The following is a 19371-nucleotide window of genomic DNA, read 5'->3' on the forward strand; positions in this document are numbered from 1 at the left end:
CCAAAGTGACGCATTTCAGCCCGCGTGGCCCGAGAATGGAGCGGATCGGAAACCTGTGATCCAGCAGGGCGCGCGATGCGCGCGCTGGATATCTCGGGCGCGACCTATGGTCGAACCCTCGGGCGGGGCGCAGTGTTTGGCGCCGGTTCAGGCATAAGTTGGGGTGGCAGTTTGGCACGCCACCGGGTAGGAGGGCCGGGACGATCTGAAATCAGGAGAGCCCTATGTTCGTTGCCGTCTTGATCGCAAAACCCGGTGCGCTGGAAGTGGCGTTGGTGGAATCGCTGCGCAATGCTTGGGGCGGCGGTGACGCGGATTGGCTGGCCGTGGATGAGGCGGCGGAATTCCCCGTTGAGGCGGTTCCGAACAATTTCCGCGATGTCTGGGCGGATCTGCAAAAGGTTGGCGTTGATCTGAACGTTCTGCCCGTTGATGGGCGGCGCAAGCGGATGTTGCTGGCCGATATGGACAGCACGATGATTCAGCAAGAATGCATTGACGAACTAGCCGATGAAGCAGGCGTTGGCGCACGGGTGAAAGACATCACTGCGCGTGCCATGAATGGCGAGCTGGATTTCGAAGGCGCCTTGACCGAACGGGTTGGATTGCTGCGCGGTCAGCCCGAGGCGATCATCGCCAAGGTTCTGGCCGAACGGATCACCTTTATGCCGGGCGGCAAATCCCTGATTGCCACGATGAAGGCGGCAGGCGGGCATGCGGCGCTGGTGTCGGGCGGGTTCACGGCCTTTACGGCCAAGGTGGCCGAGGCGTTGGGCTTTGACGAAAATCGCGCCAACACGCTGATTGCCCAAGATGGCGCACTGACCGGCGAAGTCGGGCGGCCCATTCTGGGGCGTGAAGCCAAGGTGCAAGCCTTGGAGGAAATCACCGCACGGTTGGGCATCACTGAGGCGGACGTGATCGCCGTGGGCGACGGGGCAAACGATCTGGGCATGCTGGGCCGCGCCGGTCTGGGTGTGGCCTTGCACGCCAAGCCGTCGGTTCAGGCGGAATGCGACATTCGGGTGAACCACGGCGATCTGACCGCGCTTCTGTTCCTTCAGGGCTATGCCAAGGGCGATTTCGTCTAGGCTTCAGTGCGGTTGGCGCAGAGCGGTCAGCAGATCTGAGTTGCGGCACTCGGCCAGAGGTGCGGTGCCGCCGGCATGGCAATCCGACAGCCATTCCTGGCAGGCCGCGACATGAGGGCAGGTTCGGCAACGTGTGATCATGCCAGCATAGTCCTTTTCGGACAGATGCCCGCTGCGCATTTCGTCGGCGAGGTTGAGGCCCAAGACCCGCGCCACGCTGCGGGTCAGCCAGAAATGATGAACCGGGTCGCCAAGATGCATAATCATTGGTCTTCTGCCTTGTAGGTTTTGCGCAACTGCTCAAACCGGCGATGGTTGACGCAGGTCGTGGGAACGTCCCTTGCACCATCGGTCGGAATATTCAGCCAGTCCTTGCAGCCACAGGTCCATTCACAGCCCTGACAGCGGTGGACCATTTCGGCCCAGTCTTCTTGGTTGATGGCTTTGTCTTCCATCGCGCCGACCAAATCGGTGCCCGTGGCTTTGGCCATTCGTTGGGCCAGCCAGTAATGTTCGGTCTCATCCCCGATGGGCTGAAACGGGTTGTCTTTGCGCTTCAGTTTCATCGCAGCCTCAGGTCTTCGAATAGGTCCGAGTTGCGGCAATAGCTTGGGGTTTCAGGCTCAACCCCGGAGCGGGTGGCCAGCCAATGTTCACAAGCGTCAGGCTGTGTGCAGCCCGTGCAGCGCAGAACGGCGTCTTCGATTTCGGAAATGGGCAGGTTGCCACGAAGGGCCTGTTCCTGAAGGTCGATGCCAAGCGTATTGGCCATCGAATCGACAAGAGCGGCGTGGCGGCGCAATGTTTTCGTGGAAGTCATTGGTCCCTCGCTGAATGGTATGAATGCAGCGAGGGTATCAGTGGCTTGGCGCGTTGCCTTTGACGCAGGTCAACCCATGCGGGTCAGAGCGCGGCGGCCGCTTGGTTCACGGCTTCGACCCGTTTGGCGTTCGGCGGGTGCGTGCCTAGGAACAGGTTGCCGGGATCTTCTAGCTGATCGAAGAACCGCACGCCGATCCGGGGATCATAGCCCGCGGTGGCCGCAATCCGGGTGCCCAGAACATCGGCCTGCAATTCGTAATCCTTTGAATAGGTTCGCGCCCCGATCGTCGCGCCCAATTGTTCAGCAGACCGAACGGCGCTGGCATCGGCCCCGCCCAAGGCGGCAAGGCCCGAAAAGATCACCGCGCCGACGGCGGCGTTTTGCTGGGTGCGGGCGATGTGCCCGGCGATATGGTGCGCGGCTTCATGGCCCATGACAAAGGCCAATTCGTGCGAATTGCGCACACTTAGCAGCAGCGGAATGTTGAAAGCGATGATCGGGCGGCCCGATTCTGTCAGCGTCTGAAAGGCGTTGGGAGCCTGTCCGGGGCGGTCATCAATGACGATCTGATAGTCGCAGTTGGACCGGGGGGCCAATCGGGTACATTCAGCTTCGGCCACGGGTTCAACGCGCGTGACCACCTCTTGAAAGATCGCGGCGGCCTGACGGGCGACGGCCTCATTGCTTTGGGCAGATGGGGCCGCCTGCGGGGCCGATTGCTGCACCGGTTCCGTGATCGTGACGCAGCCCGTCAATGACAGCCCTGCCACCACCGTTGCAATCCAGCGCATAGCGATTCCTTTCCCCTGAATTCGCTGATAATCTAGGCTCAGGTCTGCCGATCTTCCAGCCCGAGAGCACCCAGACTGGCAAAGTAAAACGCGCGGCGATAGGATTTTGATATGTTCAGCATCGAGCACGAATTTGACAGCACGGTCGTCACGCTTGTCGATGAGGGCGAGGCGCCCTTGCAGGAAGATATTGTGGTGAACACCTTCGCCGAATGTATCACCGTCGAACAATATGATCCGCGCGAAGATCGGGTGAACAAAATCACCCTGTCGATTTCGCAAATGCGCGATTTGGCCGTGGCGATAGAGATGCCGGAAGGCGTCTATCAACGGGCCGAGGATTAATCGACGCGAAACACCTTATCGCGCGATGTCGCCCCTCGAATCAGCGCAAGGCGCGATTTGGCCAGCCCCATATGTTTGGCCAACAACTTCTGAACGGCGGCATTTGCTTTGCCGTCTTCGGGCAGCACCGTGACATAAACCCGGATCTGATCGTCTTCCAAAGTGATGCGATTGCGCGATGCCTTGGGCGTTACGCGGATCGCAATTTCGGTGCCGACTTGGGCAAGGTGGGTCAGATCAGGATCGGCCATGTTCTGGGATTAGCACGCGTTTTCACGGCAATCCACGCATTTGACGCTTGAAACACGGCGGCGCGGGCCTGACATATGGGCCAAACAATTTGGAGTCATTTATGCCCACGCCCAACCCTGCCGCGCTTGATTTTCTGCTGACCCGCCGGTCGCGCCCTGCCAAAACGCTGACCGGACCCGCGCCCAGCAAAGAGGCGTTGATGCCCATCCTGACGGCGGCGGCCCGCACCCCGGATCATGGCAAGTTGGAACCGTGGCGCTTTATTGTGCTGGAAGGCGCGGCGCTGACGCGTCTTGCCGATGCCGCTGAGGCGCGCGCCAAGGCCTTGGATAAACCCGAACCCGATGTTGCCAAAGCCCGCCAGCAGTTTGACGACAGCCATCTGTGCGTGGCGGTGATCGAAGTGCAAAAAACCAGCCCTAAGGTTCCGGCGATCGAACAAACCTATTCGGCTGGCGCCGTTTGCCTTGCGCTGTTGAATGCCGCGCTGGCCAGTGGTTGGGGCGCGAACTGGCTGTCGGGTTGGGTGTCGCATGACGCGGAATTCCGCAGCCAAGCGCTTGGCCTGTCCGCGGATGAGCGCATTGCCGGGTTCATTCATATCGGCACGGAAACCAGCGCCCCGCCCGAGCGGCCGCGCCCGGATCTGGATGCCGTCGTGGCTTGGGTCTCGGAATGATCTTTTCGTCATTCCTGCGGGCTTTGGGTCAGATCGGTGACCCGCGCTTTCGCAAGGTCTTGTTCCTTGGCATCGTCTTGGCCTTTGCGCTTTTGGTGGCCTTCTACGCGGCGTTTCTGGCCTTTTTGCAATGGGCCTTACCGGCAAGTTCGACCCTGCCCCTGATTGGTGAGGTGCATTGGATCAACGATTTGGTCAGCTGGAGCTCGCTTCTGTTGATGACCTTGCTATCGGTGTTCCTGATGGTGCCAGTTGCTTCGGCGATCACGTCGATGTTTCTGGATGAAGTTGCCCAAGCCGTTGAGGATAAACACTACCCGCACCTGCCGCCCGCCACGCCTGTCCCCTTCGGAGAGGCGCTGCGCGATACGGTGAACTTTCTGGGGGTGCTGATTGGGGCAAACGTGCTGGCGCTGTTGCTTTATGCGATCTTCGCGCCGCTTGCGCCGTTCATCTTTTGGGGGCTGAACGGATTTCTGCTGGGCCGTGAATACTTCACTCTAGCCGCAATGCGCCGTATCGGGCGCGAGGGCGCAAAGGCCCTGCGCCGCCGCTATGCGCTGAAAATCTGGCTGGCCGGTATTTTGATGGCCGTGCCGCTGTCATTTCCGCTGATCAACCTGCTGATCCCAATTCTGGGCGCGGCGACCTTTACCCATTTGTACCATGGGTTGCAGAGCCAGGCCCCATCCGGTGGAACAGGTCGATATCCTTCACGGTAATCAGCCCCGAAACGATGATCCCCGCAATGATCGCCCAAAGCACAGCCGCAAGGCCGGTGGTGATCCAGGCCTTCTTCTTAAGGTGATGATGCTCGGGGGCGCCCGCATGGGTGCCTTCGGTCACCTTGCCCAGATCGCCCTGGGTTTGCAGGCGGAAGGGGATGACGATCAGGAACGTCATGAACCAGATGACGGCATACAGAACGATGGCGGATGTGATGGCCATGGGTGGCTCCTTTCAGGACTGAATGCCATATAACGCAAAACGGCGCCGGGCCAACAGGCCGGGCGCCGTTCGTTAGATAGGCTAGGCTTAGACCTGTTCCAGTTCGACCAAGCAGCCGTTGAAGTCTTTGGGATGCAGGAACAGAACCGGCTTGCCATGCGCGCCGATTTTCGGCTCGCCCGTGCCCAGAACGCGGGCACCGGTGGCTTGCAGGTGGTCACGTGCGGCGATGATGTCATCGACCTCATAGCAGATGTGGTGGATGCCGCCTGCGGGATTCTTATCAAGGAAGCCTTGGATCGGGCTTGCATCGCCCAGCGGATACAGCAGTTCGATCTTGGTGTTGGGCAGTTCGATGAAGATCACGGTCACCCCGTGGTCGGGTTCATCCTGCGGCGCGCCAACCTTGGCACCCAGCGCATTGCGGTACTGGTCTGCGGCGGCCTCTAGGTCGGGTACGGCGATGGCGACGTGGTTCAAACGACCGATCATGTGGGTCTCCTCCTGCTGCGGTTCGGTACTTTCTGCATGTGCGAAAACCTTGGCGCAAGCAGGATGCGCCCATTAACCGCTTGTTAGCGCTATTCGCCGCATCCTTATCCCCGACTCGGCAAGGAGAGGACGATGACAGAACTTGAACACTTCGATCCATTGCATCGCGCCACCCCCACGCGGCCCCTTCTGGGCATGACGATTCTGGTGGTTGAAGATAGCCGCTATGCCTGTGACGCCATGCGCCTGCTATGTCTGCGTAGCGGGGCACGCATCCGTCGGGCGGATTGTCTGCGCTCGGCCCGGCGGCATCTTCAGGTGTACCAGCCGACGGTTGTGATTGTTGATCTGGGCCTGCCGGATGGGGATGGCACAGACCTGATTGCCGAATTGGCCGCAGCATCGCCGCGCATTCCTGCCATCATTGGCACCAGCGGTGATGTCTTCGCTGCCGACATTGCCATAGCCGCCGGCGCGGATCAGTTCTTGGCCAAGCCGGTTCTGAACGTCGCCGCCTTTCAGGCCGAGGTTCTGGCCGCGCTTCCCGAAACGCTGCGCCCCCTGCGTGCGCGGCTGGTGGTGGATGAAACGATCACGCCCGACCCGATCGCCTATCGCGAAGATATGGAACATATCGCGGCGGTTCTATCGGGGCCGTGTACCCCCGGTGATCTGACCTATGTTCAGCATTTCGCAGCCGGGGTTGCGCGGGCTGCGGGGGACACCGGGCTACAAGACGCCGTTGCCATGCTGACGCAGGCCGATGATGCGGCAAAGATGCAGGCCGCAATCAACCGGCTGGCCGGGTGCGTCGACGCCCGTGTCGAAGACCGGCTTGCGATTTAGGCGCTGAGTGCCGGATCGCTGCTAACACGGACCAAACGGGTCAGATCACTCAGGCTTTCGATTTGGTCGCCATCGGCGGTGAAATTGCGCGGATCCAACCATGTTTCGAACGCTGATTTCAGCGCGGGCCAATCGCTATCAATAGCGGCAAACCATGCGGTGTCACGGTTGCGCCCTTTGATGACAAGCGCTTGGCGGAACACGCCTTCATAACTCAGGCCCAGCCGTTGCGCCGCGCGGCGGGACGGCATGTTCAGCGCATTACACTTCCACTCAAACCGGCGATAGCCCGCGTTGAAACACCACTCCATCAGCTTGTAAAACGCCTCGGTCGTCGCGCGGGTGCGTTGCAGCGCAGGGCTGATACAGATGTTGCCCAGCTCAATCGTGCCATCGGCAGGGAAAATCCGCATCAAAGACGCCACGCCAAGGGCAGGTTTGCCCGCGTGTTCGCGGATCGCAAAGAACAGGTCATTCGACTGCGCCTCGGTCTCTTTGACCCAACGGTGGTATTGCGCCGCCGAATGGAACGGGCCTTGCGGCATGTAATCCCACAGCCAGTCATGACCGTTGAAGGCATTGAACAACATCGCGGCATGGGCGTCGGCCCGAAGCGGTTCCAAGTGGCAATACCGGCCTTTCAGGACCATAGGCTCTGGCCGGGGCGGCGGCGTCCAATTGGGAACAAGTGGCCCCAACGGGCGGTCGGTTGTCATGGCGATCCTCAATTTGCTTGGCAGACAGAAGGCGGGAAGCGGGCGGGCTTGTCAATCAACTGCATGGAAATTGCGCATCGCGCCGGAACCTTGGGCGCGACCGTGCGTTGGGCAGGCAAGCAAGGAGATTTCAAAATGACCGATATCTATCAGGCGATCAAAGCCGACCATGACGAACATCGCGCCCTGTTGCAGTCCATTGCCGACACCACCGGCGCCAGCGAGGCGCGTCAAAAGGCTTGGCAGCAGTTCTACTGCGACGTCAAAAGCCACGCGGCCGCCGAAGAAGAAACGTTTTATTCCAAGCTGATCAGCAAGACATGGGGTCAGGATTCGGCCCGTCATTCCGTTCATGAGCACCAGAAGCTGGATGATCTGATGGAAGAGCTGAACGACATGGACATGGGCAACGGCGCTTGGCTGCAAAAGTTCAAAGAGCTGCGCCACGACTACGAACACCACATCGAGGAAGAAGAGGATGAGGTGTTCACCCGCGCCCGTGAGGTGATCAAGCAAGACGAGATCAAAGGCTACGGCGAACGGTTTCTGAAACGCAAAGAACAAGAGCGCGGCTTGGTCGAGAAAAAGAAAGAGGACGCGCTTGAAGATTGACGGTTTTGGCGGCGGGCCGGGCGATCCTGGTCGGCTTACCTCGCCGTGCCTGTTGTGGTGCCCCCGCGCCGCAACTGCCCGCTGCCAAATGAAAAACGCCGACCTTTTGGCCGGCGTTTCGAGTTCAAATGATGCGCATGATCAATCCTGCGGGATGACCCGCAGCGACAGTTCCATCAGCTGATCGGACGACGGGTCCGACGGTGCGTTCATCATCAGATCTTCGGCGCGCTGGTTCATCGGGAACATGATGACTTCGCGGATGTTCGACGTGCCAGCCAGCAGCATCACGATCCGGTCAATACCGGCCGCGCAGCCACCGTGCGGCGGTGCGCCGTAGTGGAAGGCGTTGAACAAGGCACCAAAGCGGTTTTTCACCTCTTCTTCGCCATAGCCTGCCAGTTCGAAGGCTTTGACCATGATCTCGGGCTTGTGGTTCCGGATCGCGCCGGACACCAGCTCATAACCGTTACATGCCAGATCGTATTGGAAGCCTTTGACCGCCAGCGGATCGCCGTTCAGCGCATCCATACCGCCCTGCGGCATTGAGAACGGGTTGTGTTCGAAATCGATATCACCCGATTCTTCGTCCTGTTCGTAGATCGGGAAATCCACGATCCACGCAAAGGCGAAACGGTCCTTGTCGGTCAGGCCCAGTTCTTCGCCGATGACGTCGCGCGCCTTACCGGCAACCTTTTCAAAGGCCTTCGGCTTGCCGCCGAGGAAGAAGGCTGCGTCGCCCACGTCCAGACCCAGCTGCTGACGAATGGCTTCGGTACGTTCCGGGCCGATGTTCTTGGCCAGCGGGCCAGCCGCCTCAAGTCCGTTGCCCTGATCGCGCCAGAAGATATAGCCCATGCCCGGCAGGCCCTCTTTCTGGGCGAAGGCGTTCATGCGGTCACAGAACTTGCGGCTGCCGCCCGTCGGGGCGGGAATGGCGCGGATTTCGGTGCCTTCTTGTTCCAGCAGTTTGGCGAAGATCGCAAAGCCGGAGCCCGCGAAATGTTCCGACACGACCTGCATCTTGATCGGGTTGCGCAGGTCGGGCTTGTCGGTGCCGTACCATTTGGCCGCGTCGGCGTAGGAAATCTGCGGCCATTCGTTCGGCGCGTCGACTTTCTTGCCACCGCCGAATTCTTCGAACACGCCTGCCAGCACCGGCGAGATCGTGTCGAACACGTCTTGCTGGGTGACAAAGCTCATCTCAAGGTCAAGCTGGTAGAAGTCGGTCGGCGAACGGTCGGCGCGCGGGTCTTCGTCACGGAAGCAGGGCGCGATCTGGAAATATTTGTCGTAGCCCGACACCATGATCAGCTGTTTGAACTGCTGCGGCGCTTGGGGCAGGGCGTAGAACTTGCCCGGATGCAGACGCGACGGCACGAGGAAATCACGCGCACCTTCCGGCGACGAGGCGGTGATGATCGGCGTCTGGAATTCGCGGAAACCTATGTCCCACATGCGGCGGCGCATCGAGGCAACAACGTCCGAGCGCAGGGTCATGTTCGACTGCATCGCTTCGCGGCGCAGGTCGAGGTAGCGATACTTGAGGCGGGTTTCTTCCGGGTATTCCTGATCGCCGAACACGATCAGCGGCAGTTCGTCGGCTTTGCCAAGGATTTCCAGATCACGGACGAATACTTCGATTTCGCCGGTCGGGATCTTGGAGTTCACAAGGCTTTCGTCACGCGCTTTGACGGTGCCGTCGATGCGGACACACCATTCGCTGCGCACCTTTTCCATTTCGGAAAACACCGGGCTGTCCGGGTCGCACAGCACCTGAGTGATGCCGTAGTGATCGCGCAGGTCAACGAAAAGGATGCCGCCGTGATCGCGGATGCGGTGCACCCAACCAGACAGGCGGACGGTGTCGCCCACGTTGGATTTGTTCAGATCGGCGCAGGTGTGGCTGCGATACGCGTGCATGATGTCGCCTCTGCATTTTACGTGCGGATGGAAGGTTTGCGCCGATACACCCGTGATAGGCTTCGAAGTCAAGGGAATGCGCCGGGTTTTGCATCAAATCGCTCATTGAGGGGCATTTCGGCGGGTTTGTCTGTCTTTTGATAGCGGCGCAAAAGGGGCCTGACCGGACTTCGACCGGAAAACTGTCTTTCGGCCTCTTGCGCCCCGGCGGGGGCTGGCTATAACCCCCAACAATTTGCGAGCCGGTGCGAGTCACCGCTCTGCTTCCCCATGCCGTTCTGCGAGGTCTGCCATGCCCAAACGTACCGATATCAAGTCCATCATGATCATCGGCGCCGGTCCCATTGTGATCGGGCAGGCGTGTGAGTTTGACTACTCCGGTGCCCAAGCCTGTAAAGCGCTGCGCGAAGAAGGTTATCGCGTCATTCTGGTCAACTCCAACCCGGCGACGATCATGACCGACCCGGAACTGGCCGACGCCACGTATATTGAGCCGATTACCCCCGAGGTGGTCGCCAAGATCATCGAGAAAGAGCGCCCCGACGCGCTGCTGCCGACGATGGGCGGCCAGACCGGCCTGAACACCTCGCTGGCCCTTGAAGAAATGGGCGTGCTTGAGAAGTTCGGCGTTGAGATGATCGGCGCCAAGCGCCCCGCCATCGAAATGGCCGAAGACCGCAAATTGTTCCGCGAAGCGATGGACCGCATCGGCCTTGAAAACCCCAAGGCGACCATCGTCACCGCACCGAAGAAGGCAAACGGCAAGCCCGATCTGGAAGCTGGGGTGAAAATCGCGCTGGATGAGCTGGACAACATCGGCCTGCCCGCGATCATCCGTCCGGCCTTTACCCTTGGCGGTACGGGCGGCGGTGTGGCCTACAACCGCGAAGATTACATCCATTTCTGCCGCACGGGCATGGATGCCTCGCCGGTTAGCCAGATCTTGGTCGATGAATCGCTGCTGGGCTGGAAAGAGTATGAGATGGAAGTGGTGCGCGACAAAGCGGACAACGCCATCATTGTTTGTTCCATCGAAAACGTGGACCCGATGGGCGTGCACACCGGCGACTCGATCACCGTGGCCCCGGCGCTGACCCTGACCGACAAAGAATACCAGATCATGCGCAACGGCTCGATCGCCGTTCTGCGCGAAATCGGCGTGGAAACCGGTGGCTCGAACGTGCAATGGGCCGTGAACCCCGCCGATGGCCGCATGGTCGTGATCGAAATGAACCCGCGCGTGTCGCGCTCGTCTGCGCTGGCGTCTAAGGCAACCGGTTTCCCGATTGCGAAAATCGCCGCCAAGCTGGCCGTGGGCTATACGTTGGACGAATTGGACAACGATATCACCAAGGTTACCCCGGCTTCCTTTGAGCCGAGCATTGACTATGTTGTCACCAAGATCCCCAAATTCGCCTTTGAGAAATTCCCCGGCGCCAAGCCCTACCTGACCACCGCCATGAAATCGGTGGGTGAGGCGATGTCGATTGGCCGGACCTTCCACGAGTCGGTTCAAAAGGCTCTGGCCTCGATGGAATCGGGCCTGACTGGTTTTGACGAGGTCGAAATCGAAGGCGCCCCCGAGAAATCCGCTGTGATCAAAGCGATCAGCCTGCAAACCCCGGATCGCCTGCGCACCATCGCGCAAGCCATGCGTCACGGCCTGACTGATGCCGAAATCATCGGCGCCACCGCGTTTGACCCGTGGTTCCTGGCCCGCATTCGCGAGATCATCGAAGCCGAAGAAGAGATCCGCGCCAATAGCCTGCCGACCGATGCGGACGGGTTGCGCGCGCTCAAGATGATGGGCTTCACCGACGCGCGTCTGGCGATCCTGACCGGCTTCAGCGAAAAGGACGTGCGCAAGCGTCGTCAGTCCGTTGGCGTGAACGCGGTCTTCAAGCGCATCGACACCTGCGCCGCCGAATTCGAAGCGCAGACCCCCTACATGTATTCCACCTACGAAGCCCCGATGATGGGTGAGGTCGAGTGTGAATCGCGCCCCAGCGACAAGAAAAAGGTTGTCATCCTTGGCGGTGGCCCCAACCGGATTGGTCAGGGCATCGAGTTTGACTATTGCTGCTGTCACGCCTGTTTCGCGCTGACCGAAGCTGGGTATGAGACCATCATGGTCAACTGCAACCCCGAGACCGTGTCGACCGACTATGACACCTCGGACCGCCTGTATTTCGAACCGCTGACGTTTGAACACGTGATGGAAATCCTGCGGGTTGAACAAGAAAACGGCACCCTGCACGGTGTGATCGTGCAGTTCGGCGGCCAGACCCCGCTGAAATTGGCCAACGCGCTTGAGGCCGAAGGCATTCCGATCCTTGGCACCACGCCGGACGCGATTGACCTTGCCGAAGACCGCGAACGCTTCCAGGCTCTGGTCAACCAGCTTGGCCTGAAGCAGCCGCGAAACGGCATCGCCGCGACCGACGCGCAGGCGCTGGAAATCGCCGAAAGCATCGGCTTCCCGCTGGTGATCCGCCCGTCCTACGTTCTGGGCGGCCGCGCTATGGAAATCGTCCGCGATATGGACCAGCTGCGCCGCTACATCCGCGACGCCGTGGTTGTGTCGGGCGACAGCCCCGTTCTGCTTGATAGCTACCTCTCGGGCGCGACGGAACTTGACGTCGACGCGATCTGCGACGGCGAACAGGTGCATGTGGCGGGCATCATGCAGCACATCGAAGAGGCCGGCGTTCACTCGGGCGATTCGGCGTGCTCGCTGCCGCCCTACTCGCTGTCCGATGACATGCTGGAGCGGATCAAGGTTCAAACCGTCGAGCTGGCCAAGGCGCTGCACGTGGTCGGCCTGATGAACGTCCAGTTCGCGATCAAGAACGACGAGATCTACCTGATCGAAGTGAACCCGCGTGCCTCGCGCACCGTGCCCTTCGTCGCCAAAGCCACCGACAGCGCGATTGCCTCAATCGCGGCCCGCGTCATGGCCGGTGAAAAGCTGACCGCCTTCCCGATGCGCGCGCCCTATGATCCCAACGCGGATTATGACAGCGACGTGCCGATGGCTGACCCGAACACGCTGGCCGATCCGAAAACCCCGTGGTTCTCGGTCAAAGAGGCCGTTCTGCCCTTCGCCCGTTTCCCGGGTGTGGACACGATCCTTGGGCCGGAAATGCGCTCGACCGGTGAGGTGATGGGCTGGGATCGCAGCTTCCCGCGCGCCTTCCTCAAGGCGCAGCTGGGCGCTGGCACCCACCTGCCGACCGAAGGCTCGGTGTTCTTCTCGGTCAAGGAAGACGACAAAACGGACGATATCGCCGAGGCCGCGCAGATCCTTGTGGATCTGGGCTTTACCATCGTCGCCACCGGCGGAACCGCGGCCTTCCTTGCGGATCGCGGCATCGCCTGTGAGACGGTGAAGAAGGTCTATGAGGGCCGTCCGAACATCGTTGACCTGATGAAGAACGGCGGCATCCAGCTGGTCATGAACACCACCGAGGGCGCGGCGTCGGTCGAGGACAGCCGCGAAATCCGCTCGGTCGCGCTCTATGACAAGATCCCCTACTTCACGACCGCAGCAGGCGCCCACGCCGCCGCTCTGGCCATGAAAGCCCGCGAAGAGGGCGAACTGGTGGTCAAGTCGCTTCAGGGGTGAGGTTGTTGTCCCTCGACCTTTGGCCGAGGGACTTGCAGCCTTACGACTGCTTCTTTGCAATAGCCTGTTGCATTGCGCCGATGAATTTACGGCCTTTGATAACTTCGCTTACGCGACCTGGGTTCACATCGAACTTGGCCGCGATACGATTTTGAAATTCGCCTGCTAGGTATAGCTCGCAAATTTCGATAGCGTCGTTGAACGTCAGCGCGTGGCTCGGTCGTCGATTTGCCATTGATTAAATCCTTCGTATTTTGGATGCCGCAGGCAAACAGCTTGACTGTGCAAACACTCCGTGCAAAATGCTAAGAGTGAATTCACGAAAAACTGTCGCGCAACGGCGGTTAGCATTTAGGTCGCAGGATCTTGTACATCCTGCGACCTTTTTTATTTTACGTCTCTGGTATCTGGTTAAAAAGCATTTTTTCCGTCTATACCTGCGATCTGTTCGCGAACTTCCCTACAAGATGTAGTAACCCTTTGAAGGGTAACAGGTTTTCGTTCCCTTTTTGTGCCGCGCACGTGGACAACACTTTCTTGGGTTTGACTTCTTAACGGTGGGAGCCATTCCTAACGGCCAAAATGGAGTGAGTTTTAACCGAATCGTTTTAATCGAAGTCAATAGACGTTTCCCATTTTGCCGAGGTCATTTGGATATTCTCCACCCCTCCACATCCCCCTCACCCTCTGCTAAACCGCTCTCGAACACCCCGAGAGAGGCCTATTTCCATGACCAAACCCGTTGTTCTGACCATCCTTGACGGCTGGGGTCTGTCCGAGGACACCTCGGCCAACGCGCCTTATCTGGCGGCGACGCCGACGATGGACAGCCTCACGGCGACTTGCCCGCATGCCACGCTTATCACCCACGGCCCCGATGTGGGTTTGCCGACGGGGCAGATGGGCAACTCGGAAGTGGGGCACACCAATATCGGCGCGGGCCGTGTGGTGGCGATGGACCTTGGGCAGATCGATCTGGCCATCGAAGACGGCAGTTTTTACAGCAATGACGCCATTCTGACCTTTGCCGAAACGGTTAAGGCCGCGGGCGGCCGGGCGCATCTGGCGGGTCTGACCTCGGACGGCGGGGTTCATGCGCATTCGGTGCACCTGCTGGCGGCGGCCAAGGCGTTGACAGATGCAGGGCTTGAGGTGCTGGTGCATGTCTACACCGATGGGCGCGACGTGGCGCCGACTTCGGCGTTGGAGCAGGTGAGCGCGTTTGACAAGGCGCTGCCCGAAGGCGCGCGGATCGTCACCGTGTCGGGCCGGTATTACGCGATGGACCGAGACACCCGCTGGGAACGGGTCGAGCAAGCCTATCGCGCCATGGCCGAGGGTAAGGGCGCAAGCCAACCCGATGCGGCCACCGGCATCACTGCCAGCTATGAGGCGAACAAGACCGACGAGTTTGTCCTGCCCTTCGTGATTGGCGGCTATGACGGCATGAAAGCGGGCGATGGTCTGTTCTTTGCCAACTTCCGCGCCGACCGCGCGCGTGAAATTCTGGCCGCGATTGGCTCGCCCAATTTCGAAGGGTTCGAGCGGGACAAGCCCGCCCTGTCGGCCCTGCTGGGGATGGTCGAATACTCGGACGATCACAACGCCTATATGACGACCGCCTATCCCAAGCGCGATATCGTCAACACGCTGGGCGCGTGGGTGGCCAAGCAAGGCAAGACCCAGTTCCGCTTGGCCGAGACGGAAAAGTACCCCCATGTCACCTTCTTCCTGAACGGCGGCAAAGAAGTGCCCGAGGCGAACGAAGATCGCTTTATGCCCAAGTCGCCCAAAGTGGCGACCTATGACTTGCAGCCGGAAATGTCGGCGGCCGAAGTGACTGAAAAATTCGTGGCTGCGATTGAGCATGGCTATGACCTGATCGTCACCAACTACGCAAATCCCGATATGGTTGGTCATACCGGCGATTTGCAGGCGGCCATGGCGGCCTGCGCGGCGGTGGATGCAGGTTTGGGTCAGGTGGTTGAGGCATTGAAGGCCGCAGGCGGCGCGATGTTGGTGATTGCCGATCACGGCAATTGCGAAACCATGGTTGATCCGGTCACGGGCGGGCCGCACACCGCGCATACCACGAACCTTGTTCCGGTGATCCTGTTTGGCGGGCCTGAAGGGGCATCGCTCAGGGCGGGCCGTTTGGCTGATGTCGCCCCGACGCTGCTGGATCTGATGGGAGTGGAAAAACCGGCCGAGATGACCGGCGAGAGTCTGATCGTCCGATGATCCGTGCGTGCCTCTTTGCATGTTTGATGGCTGCGCCTCTGCATGCGCAAGAGGCGACGGAGGCTGCGCGAACGGCCGCAAGGGAATTGGAGCGGGCCTCGGTTCAGTTGGATCGGGCGAAGGATGCGCGGGATCGCGTGGCGGCGCTGACTGACACGGTTCGCGCCTATGAAACCGGGTTGGCGGCGATGCGCGATGGCCTGCGGGCCGCCACGATCCGAGAGATCGAGCTGAACCGCGACCTGCAATCGCGTGAGGCTGAGGTCGCCCAGCTGTTGGGCGTTTTGCAGGCGATCTCGGATTCGGCTGGCCCCAAACAACTGGTTCACCCCGGCGGCCCGGTTGGGGCGGCGCGGACAGCGATGATGGTCTCCAGCGTGACGCCCGGTTTGGCGCAGCGCGCAGCGGACCTGCGGGCCGATGTGACCGAAATCACCGAATTGCGCCGTGTGCAGGAAGAGGCCGCCGACCGTTTGCGCCAAGGTTTGCAAGAGGTGCAAGAGGCGCGGACGACCCTAAGCCAAGCTTTGGCCGACAGAACGGATTTGCCAACCCGCTTTACCGCCGATCCGGTGCGTATGGCGATTCTGCTGTCAGCCAGTGAAACGCTGGAACAGTTTGCCGGTCAGATCGACCAATTGGCCGAATCTGAGCAGCCTGTTGACCTGCCGCCGATCAGCGATCGCAAGGGTAGGCTTGCCTTTCCGGTTCAGGGCGAGTTGATCCGCGCCGCAGGTGAGGCCGACGCGGCGGGCGTTGTGCGCCCCGGCATTCTGGTGGCCACGCGCGAAAAAGCGCTGGTGACCTCGCCAACGGCGGCGACAATTCGCTATGTCGGGCCATTTCTGGACTACGGGTTGGTCAGTATCCTTGAACCTGAACCCGATCTGCTGTTCGTTTTTGCCGGACTGGAGACAGGCTATGGCACCGCCGGACAAGTCATTCCCGAAGGTAGCCCGGTCGGTTTGATGGGCGGCGCGGACGACGAACCGGATGATCTGCAATCACAGTCTGTTGATAGGGGTGGCGCAGAGCGGCCGGAAACGCTCTATATAGAGGTGAGGCAGGGCGACACACCCGTTGATCCGCTGGAATGGTTTGGCTCCGACAAGGAATAAGAGATGAAGAAACTGGTAATGGCGGCTGTCGGTGGAACCATGGCTGGCATCGTGGCAACGACGCAGTTCGTCGGACCGTTGCTGGCGCAAGAGGCATCGAGCAATGAAAGCGTCTATGAACAGCTTGATCTGTTCGGCGATATCTTTGAACGTATCCGCGCCCAGTATGTCGAAGAGGTGGACGCCTCTGAACTGATCGAAGCGGCGATTGACGGAATGCTGACCTCGCTTGATCCGCATTCCAGCTATCTGTCGCCCAAGGATGCGACCGACATGCGCGTGCAGACGCGCGGTGAATTTGGCGGTCTGGGCATCGAAGTCACGCAGGAAGAAGGCTTTGTAAAAGTCGTATCGCCCATGGATGGCACCCCGGCCTCTGAGGCGGGCATTGAGGCGGGCGATTTCATCACCCATGTCGATGGCGAAAGCGTGCTCGGCCTGTCGCTGGATGACGCGGTTGAGCTGATGCGCGGGCCGGTCGGGTCGGAAATCGTGATCACCGTGGTCCGCGAAGGCGAGGCCGAGCCGTTCGACGTGTCGATCATTCGTGATACCATCAAGCTAACGGCGGTACGGTCGCGGCTGGAAGGCAACACCGTTGTTCTGCGTGTCACCACCTTCAACGATCAGACCTATCCGAACCTCAGCGACGGTTTGGCCAAGCTGGTGTCTGAGGCGGGCGGCATGGAAAACGTGAACGGCATCGTACTGGATCTGCGCAACAACCCCGGCGGGCTGCTGACGCAAGCGATCCGTGTGTCGGACGCCTTCCTTGAGAATGGCGAGATTGTTTCAACCCGTGGCCGGAACCCAGAAGATGGCGACCGTTACAATGCAACACCCGGCGATCTGGCCGAAGGCAAGCCGGTGGTCGTGCTGATCAACGGCGGGTCGGCCTCGGCGTCGGAAATTGTCGCGGGTGCCCTGCAGGATCACCGCCGCGCGATTGTGGTTGGCACCAAGTCCTTTGGCAAAGGCTCGGTTCAGACGGTCATGCCGCTGCGCGGTGATGGCGCGATGCGGCTGACCACTGCCCGTTATTACACCCCGTCGGGTCGGTCGATTCAGGCCTTGGGCGTCTCTCCCGATATCGTCGTGGAACAGCCGCGCCGTGCGCTGAACGCAGAAGAGACCGAGGATGCGCCGACCCTGCGCAGCGAAGCAGATCTGCGCGGCTCGCTTGATAACGATAGCCTGACCGAGGATGAGATTCGTCAGATCGAAGCGGACCGCGCCAAGGCTGAAGCCGCCGCAGCGCTGCGCGAAGAGGATTACCAACTGGCCTATGCCATTGACATTCTTAAGGGATTGTCGGCGTTGGCCCCTGCCAAGTAATCACGAAAAGGCCGGGCCAAGCGCCCGGCCTTTTTGCATGCGGCCCTTGCGCCCGGTCGCATCGTGGGCATAGTTTCTGAACATCGAAACTAGTTATTGGAGCGCTTCATGGACCTCACAAAAAACGCGTTCAAAGCTGCGATTAAGGCCGGACAACGCCAGGTGGGTATGTGGTGCTCATTGCCCGAGCCCGGATTGGCCGAGTTGATGGGCGCAATCGGCTACGACTGGCTGTTGGTCGATACCGAACATTCGCCCCTGACAGCGGTCGACACCCTGCCGATGCTGCGGGCCACTGACCAATTCGCCATGAGCGCGCTGGTCCGTCCCGGTTGGAATGACGCGGTCGAAATCAAGAAGATGTTGGATCTTGGCGCCCAGTCGCTGCTGATCCCCTTCGTGCAAAACGGGGATGAGGCGCGCGCCGCCGTTGCCGCCACCCGATACCCGCCGCACGGTATTCGGGGTGTGTCGGGCATGTCGCGGTCGTCAATGTATGGCCTGGTGGATGACTACGCCAAACGCGCGGCGGATGAGCTTTGCGTCATCGTGCAGATCGAAACCATGGACGCCGCTGAACGGGTTGAAGAAATCGCAGCGGTCGAAGGCGTGGACGGTGTCTTTGTTGGCCCGGCAGATCTTGCCGCGTCGATGGGACATGTCGGCAATGCCAAGCACCCCGATGTTCAGGCGATGATCGCCCGCACCATTGAACGGATCACCGCAGCGGGCAAGCCCGCCGGGTTCCTGTCGCCGGACGATGAAATGCTGCAAATGTCGCTGGACGCAGGCGCGGTATTCGTCGCTGTGGATCTGGACATCGCGATTCTGAAGCGCGAAGCGACCGCGCGTCTGGCCCGCTGGCGCGGCTAAGGCATTAAGCGTTTCGCAACAGGGCAATCCCTGTTGCGATGAACCAGACAATGGCCCCAAGCCCGAAAACAGCGCCCGCCGCGTCACCCAGCGGCGGGAAAATGGTCAACAGCCCGCCGATGCCCACGGCCAACCCCAACCAATGCCGCCAGATCATTGCCGGATCGGCCCGCAGCCCAGCAAGGCTAAGGCACAAGATCCACACGCCGCCCGCGATTTCATTGCCGCCGCCAAGGCCCAGCTCGACGTAGTGCAGCGATAGCCACAGCTCGGCCGCGGCCACCGGGTCGGTTGCGTATAGGCGCAGTGCCTGTTCAACCGCGACATTCGCCACCATGCCCGCACCCAGAACCAACGCGGCCCAGACCACACCTTGGGCCTGCGTCACCCCGGCCCAGCCGGGCGCAGCGTGCAGGCGATGCTTCAGCGCCACCACCAGAACCATCAGCGCCAGCGCGTTCACCACATAGATCGTCAGGTTCCACGCGATCATGGTCGAAGGGCTGGCATGGATCAGGTCAACAACGGCTTGGGCATTGATCGCGGTGGTGCCGTAGCCCGTGGGCGCAAGCACGCTGACCAAAAGCGCAAAGCCGATCAAATAGGTTCCGGCACAAATCAGGGCGGCGGTTCCGCCAGCTTTGGTTAATGTCATAATCTC

22 protein-coding genes are annotated in these 19371 nt (G+C 60.5%); 11 read left to right on the plus strand and 11 right to left on the minus strand.

Features of this window, described 5'->3' with window-relative positions; translation table 11 throughout:
• Positions 1–224: 224 nt before the first annotated feature.
• Complete coding sequence (serB, locus tag PRI8871_RS14785; RefSeq protein WP_108887016.1) at positions 225–1091, plus strand: phosphoserine phosphatase SerB; 867 nt, start codon at positions 225–227, stop codon at positions 1089–1091.
• Positions 1092–1094: 3 nt separating this feature from the next.
• On the opposite strand, the gene PRI8871_RS14790 is transcribed toward serB, so the two are convergent.
• From PRI8871_RS14790 to PRI8871_RS14805, 4 genes are all read right to left on the minus strand, one after another.
• Positions 1095–1358, minus strand: coding sequence for a DUF6455 family protein (locus tag PRI8871_RS14790; RefSeq protein ID WP_108887017.1), 264 nt, complete (start codon positions 1356–1358; stop codon positions 1095–1097).
• A complete protein-coding gene (locus tag PRI8871_RS14795; protein ID WP_181389483.1) occupies positions 1355–1657 on the minus strand; it encodes a DUF6455 family protein in 303 nt (100 codons plus the stop codon). The genes PRI8871_RS14790 and PRI8871_RS14795 overlap by 4 nt, the downstream gene beginning before the upstream one ends.
• Positions 1654–1911 carry a DUF6455 family protein gene (locus tag PRI8871_RS14800; protein WP_108887018.1) on the minus strand — a complete coding sequence of 86 codons (258 nt, stop codon included), beginning with the start codon at positions 1909–1911 and terminating at the stop codon, positions 1654–1656. The genes PRI8871_RS14795 and PRI8871_RS14800 overlap by 4 nt, the downstream gene beginning before the upstream one ends.
• 83 nt (positions 1912–1994) lie before the next feature.
• On the minus strand, positions 1995–2705 hold the full coding sequence (locus PRI8871_RS14805; RefSeq protein ID WP_108887019.1) for a M48 family metalloprotease: 711 nt from the start codon (positions 2703–2705) through the stop codon (positions 1995–1997).
• A gap of 111 nt (positions 2706–2816) precedes the next feature.
• On the opposite strand from PRI8871_RS14805, the gene PRI8871_RS14810 reads away from it, so the two are divergent.
• Entirely contained in the window at positions 2817–3050 is a 234-nt protein-coding gene (locus PRI8871_RS14810) for a DUF8831 family protein (protein WP_108887020.1), read from the plus strand.
• Here the strand turns inward: PRI8871_RS14810 and PRI8871_RS14815 are convergent.
• Positions 3047–3301 (minus strand): DUF167 domain-containing protein, encoded by a 255-nt coding sequence (locus PRI8871_RS14815; RefSeq protein WP_108887021.1) that lies wholly within the window; start codon positions 3299–3301, stop codon positions 3047–3049. The two genes, PRI8871_RS14810 and PRI8871_RS14815, sit on opposite strands and share 4 nt — an antisense overlap.
• Before the next feature lie 101 nt (positions 3302–3402).
• Here PRI8871_RS14815 and PRI8871_RS14820 point away from each other — a divergent pair, with 101 nt between their 5' ends.
• Both PRI8871_RS14820 and PRI8871_RS14825 read left to right on the plus strand, forming a co-directional pair.
• On the plus strand, positions 3403–3981 hold the full coding sequence (locus PRI8871_RS14820; RefSeq protein WP_108887098.1) for a nitroreductase family protein: 579 nt from the start codon (positions 3403–3405) through the stop codon (positions 3979–3981).
• Positions 3978–4703, plus strand: a complete 726-nt coding sequence (locus PRI8871_RS14825; RefSeq protein WP_108887022.1) for an EI24 domain-containing protein — start codon at positions 3978–3980, stop codon at positions 4701–4703. The genes PRI8871_RS14820 and PRI8871_RS14825 overlap by 4 nt, the downstream gene beginning before the upstream one ends.
• On the opposite strand, the gene PRI8871_RS14830 is transcribed toward PRI8871_RS14825, so the two are convergent.
• Both PRI8871_RS14830 and mce read right to left on the minus strand, forming a co-directional pair.
• On the minus strand, positions 4633–4929 hold the full coding sequence (locus tag PRI8871_RS14830) for a DUF1467 family protein (protein WP_108887023.1): 297 nt from the start codon (positions 4927–4929) through the stop codon (positions 4633–4635). The two genes, PRI8871_RS14825 and PRI8871_RS14830, sit on opposite strands and share 71 nt — an antisense overlap.
• 87 nt (positions 4930–5016) lie before the next feature.
• The gene (mce, locus tag PRI8871_RS14835) at positions 5017–5421 is read right to left on the minus strand and encodes a methylmalonyl-CoA epimerase (protein WP_108887024.1); all 405 of its coding nucleotides are present in this window, start codon (positions 5419–5421) and stop codon (positions 5017–5019) included.
• A 132-nt stretch (positions 5422–5553) separates the two neighbouring features.
• Here mce and PRI8871_RS14840 point away from each other — a divergent pair, with 132 nt between their 5' ends.
• Complete coding sequence (locus PRI8871_RS14840) at positions 5554–6267, plus strand: response regulator (protein ID WP_108887025.1); 714 nt, start codon at positions 5554–5556, stop codon at positions 6265–6267.
• Here the strand turns inward: PRI8871_RS14840 and PRI8871_RS14845 are convergent.
• A complete protein-coding gene (locus PRI8871_RS14845; RefSeq protein ID WP_108887026.1) occupies positions 6264–6983 on the minus strand; it encodes a GNAT family N-acetyltransferase in 720 nt (239 codons plus the stop codon). The two genes, PRI8871_RS14840 and PRI8871_RS14845, sit on opposite strands and share 4 nt — an antisense overlap.
• A 135-nt stretch (positions 6984–7118) precedes the next feature.
• On the opposite strand from PRI8871_RS14845, the gene PRI8871_RS14850 reads away from it, so the two are divergent.
• Positions 7119–7595, plus strand: a complete 477-nt coding sequence (locus tag PRI8871_RS14850) for a hemerythrin domain-containing protein (RefSeq protein ID WP_108887099.1) — start codon at positions 7119–7121, stop codon at positions 7593–7595.
• Positions 7596–7736: 141 nt separating this feature from the next.
• Here PRI8871_RS14850 and aspS read toward each other — a convergent pair whose 3' ends face one another.
• On the minus strand, positions 7737–9518 hold the full coding sequence (gene aspS / locus PRI8871_RS14855) for an aspartate--tRNA ligase (RefSeq protein WP_108887027.1): 1782 nt from the start codon (positions 9516–9518) through the stop codon (positions 7737–7739).
• A 292-nt stretch (positions 9519–9810) separates the two neighbouring features.
• Here aspS and carB point away from each other — a divergent pair, with 292 nt between their 5' ends.
• Positions 9811–13143: a carbamoyl-phosphate synthase large subunit gene (gene carB, locus PRI8871_RS14860; protein WP_108887028.1), complete on the plus strand. Its 3333-nt coding sequence runs from the start codon at positions 9811–9813 to the stop codon at positions 13141–13143.
• A 40-nt stretch (positions 13144–13183) separates the two neighbouring features.
• Here carB and PRI8871_RS14865 read toward each other — a convergent pair whose 3' ends face one another.
• On the minus strand, positions 13184–13378 hold the full coding sequence (locus PRI8871_RS14865; RefSeq protein WP_108887029.1) for a helix-turn-helix domain-containing protein: 195 nt from the start codon (positions 13376–13378) through the stop codon (positions 13184–13186).
• Positions 13379–13866: 488 nt separating this feature from the next.
• On the opposite strand from PRI8871_RS14865, the gene gpmI reads away from it, so the two are divergent.
• The 4 genes from gpmI (at position 13867) to PRI8871_RS14885 (ending at position 18710) form a co-directional block, all read left to right on the plus strand.
• Positions 13867–15384 (plus strand): 2,3-bisphosphoglycerate-independent phosphoglycerate mutase, encoded by a 1518-nt coding sequence (gpmI, locus tag PRI8871_RS14870; protein WP_108887030.1) that lies wholly within the window; start codon positions 13867–13869, stop codon positions 15382–15384.
• 26 nt (positions 15385–15410) lie between these two features.
• Positions 15411–16502 (plus strand): murein hydrolase activator EnvC family protein, encoded by a 1092-nt coding sequence (locus PRI8871_RS14875; RefSeq protein WP_245897879.1) that lies wholly within the window; start codon positions 15411–15413, stop codon positions 16500–16502.
• 3 nt (positions 16503–16505) lie between these two features.
• Entirely contained in the window at positions 16506–17837 is a 1332-nt protein-coding gene (locus tag PRI8871_RS14880) for a S41 family peptidase (protein ID WP_108887032.1), read from the plus strand.
• A gap of 108 nt (positions 17838–17945) precedes the next feature.
• On the plus strand, positions 17946–18710 hold the full coding sequence (locus tag PRI8871_RS14885) for an HpcH/HpaI aldolase family protein (protein WP_108887033.1): 765 nt from the start codon (positions 17946–17948) through the stop codon (positions 18708–18710).
• A gap of 4 nt (positions 18711–18714) precedes the next feature.
• Here PRI8871_RS14885 and PRI8871_RS14890 read toward each other — a convergent pair whose 3' ends face one another.
• Positions 18715–19365 (minus strand): hypothetical protein, encoded by a 651-nt coding sequence (locus PRI8871_RS14890; protein WP_108887034.1) that lies wholly within the window; start codon positions 19363–19365, stop codon positions 18715–18717.
• Positions 19366–19371: the final 6 nt, after the last annotated feature.

This window comes from Pseudoprimorskyibacter insulae, assembly GCF_900302505.1.
Classification (GTDB): Bacteria; Pseudomonadota; Alphaproteobacteria; order Rhodobacterales; family Rhodobacteraceae; genus Pseudoprimorskyibacter; species Pseudoprimorskyibacter insulae.

Coding starts and splice junctions, on each gene's coding strand:
- PRI8871_RS14840 (WP_108887025.1), top strand. CDS start 5,554: ATGACAGAACTTGAACACTTCGATCCATTGCATCGCGCCACCCCCACG.
- PRI8871_RS14805 (WP_108887019.1), bottom strand. CDS start 2,705: ATGCGCTGGATTGCAACGGTGGTGGCAGGGCTGTCATTGACGGGCTGC.
- PRI8871_RS14810 (WP_108887020.1), top strand. CDS start 2,817: ATGTTCAGCATCGAGCACGAATTTGACAGCACGGTCGTCACGCTTGTC.
- PRI8871_RS14890 (WP_108887034.1), bottom strand. CDS start 19,365: ATGACATTAACCAAAGCTGGCGGAACCGCCGCCCTGATTTGTGCCGGA.
- PRI8871_RS14795 (WP_181389483.1), bottom strand. CDS start 1,657: ATGAAACTGAAGCGCAAAGACAACCCGTTTCAGCCCATCGGGGATGAG.
- PRI8871_RS14800 (WP_108887018.1), bottom strand. CDS start 1,911: ATGACTTCCACGAAAACATTGCGCCGCCACGCCGCTCTTGTCGATTCG.
- PRI8871_RS14820 (WP_108887098.1), top strand. CDS start 3,403: ATGCCCACGCCCAACCCTGCCGCGCTTGATTTTCTGCTGACCCGCCGG.
- PRI8871_RS14885 (WP_108887033.1), top strand. CDS start 17,946: ATGGACCTCACAAAAAACGCGTTCAAAGCTGCGATTAAGGCCGGACAA.
- PRI8871_RS14790 (WP_108887017.1), bottom strand. CDS start 1,358: ATGATTATGCATCTTGGCGACCCGGTTCATCATTTCTGGCTGACCCGC.
- PRI8871_RS14815 (WP_108887021.1), bottom strand. CDS start 3,301: ATGGCCGATCCTGATCTGACCCACCTTGCCCAAGTCGGCACCGAAATT.
- mce (WP_108887024.1), bottom strand. CDS start 5,421: ATGATCGGTCGTTTGAACCACGTCGCCATCGCCGTACCCGACCTAGAG.
- PRI8871_RS14865 (WP_108887029.1), bottom strand. CDS start 13,378: ATGGCAAATCGACGACCGAGCCACGCGCTGACGTTCAACGACGCTATC.
- PRI8871_RS14875 (WP_245897879.1), top strand. CDS start 15,411: ATGGCTGCGCCTCTGCATGCGCAAGAGGCGACGGAGGCTGCGCGAACG.
- serB (WP_108887016.1), top strand. CDS start 225: ATGTTCGTTGCCGTCTTGATCGCAAAACCCGGTGCGCTGGAAGTGGCG.
- carB (WP_108887028.1), top strand. CDS start 9,811: ATGCCCAAACGTACCGATATCAAGTCCATCATGATCATCGGCGCCGGT.
- aspS (WP_108887027.1), bottom strand. CDS start 9,518: ATGCACGCGTATCGCAGCCACACCTGCGCCGATCTGAACAAATCCAAC.
- PRI8871_RS14830 (WP_108887023.1), bottom strand. CDS start 4,929: ATGGCCATCACATCCGCCATCGTTCTGTATGCCGTCATCTGGTTCATG.
- PRI8871_RS14880 (WP_108887032.1), top strand. CDS start 16,506: ATGAAGAAACTGGTAATGGCGGCTGTCGGTGGAACCATGGCTGGCATC.
- PRI8871_RS14845 (WP_108887026.1), bottom strand. CDS start 6,983: ATGACAACCGACCGCCCGTTGGGGCCACTTGTTCCCAATTGGACGCCG.
- PRI8871_RS14825 (WP_108887022.1), top strand. CDS start 3,978: ATGATCTTTTCGTCATTCCTGCGGGCTTTGGGTCAGATCGGTGACCCG.
- PRI8871_RS14850 (WP_108887099.1), top strand. CDS start 7,119: ATGACCGATATCTATCAGGCGATCAAAGCCGACCATGACGAACATCGC.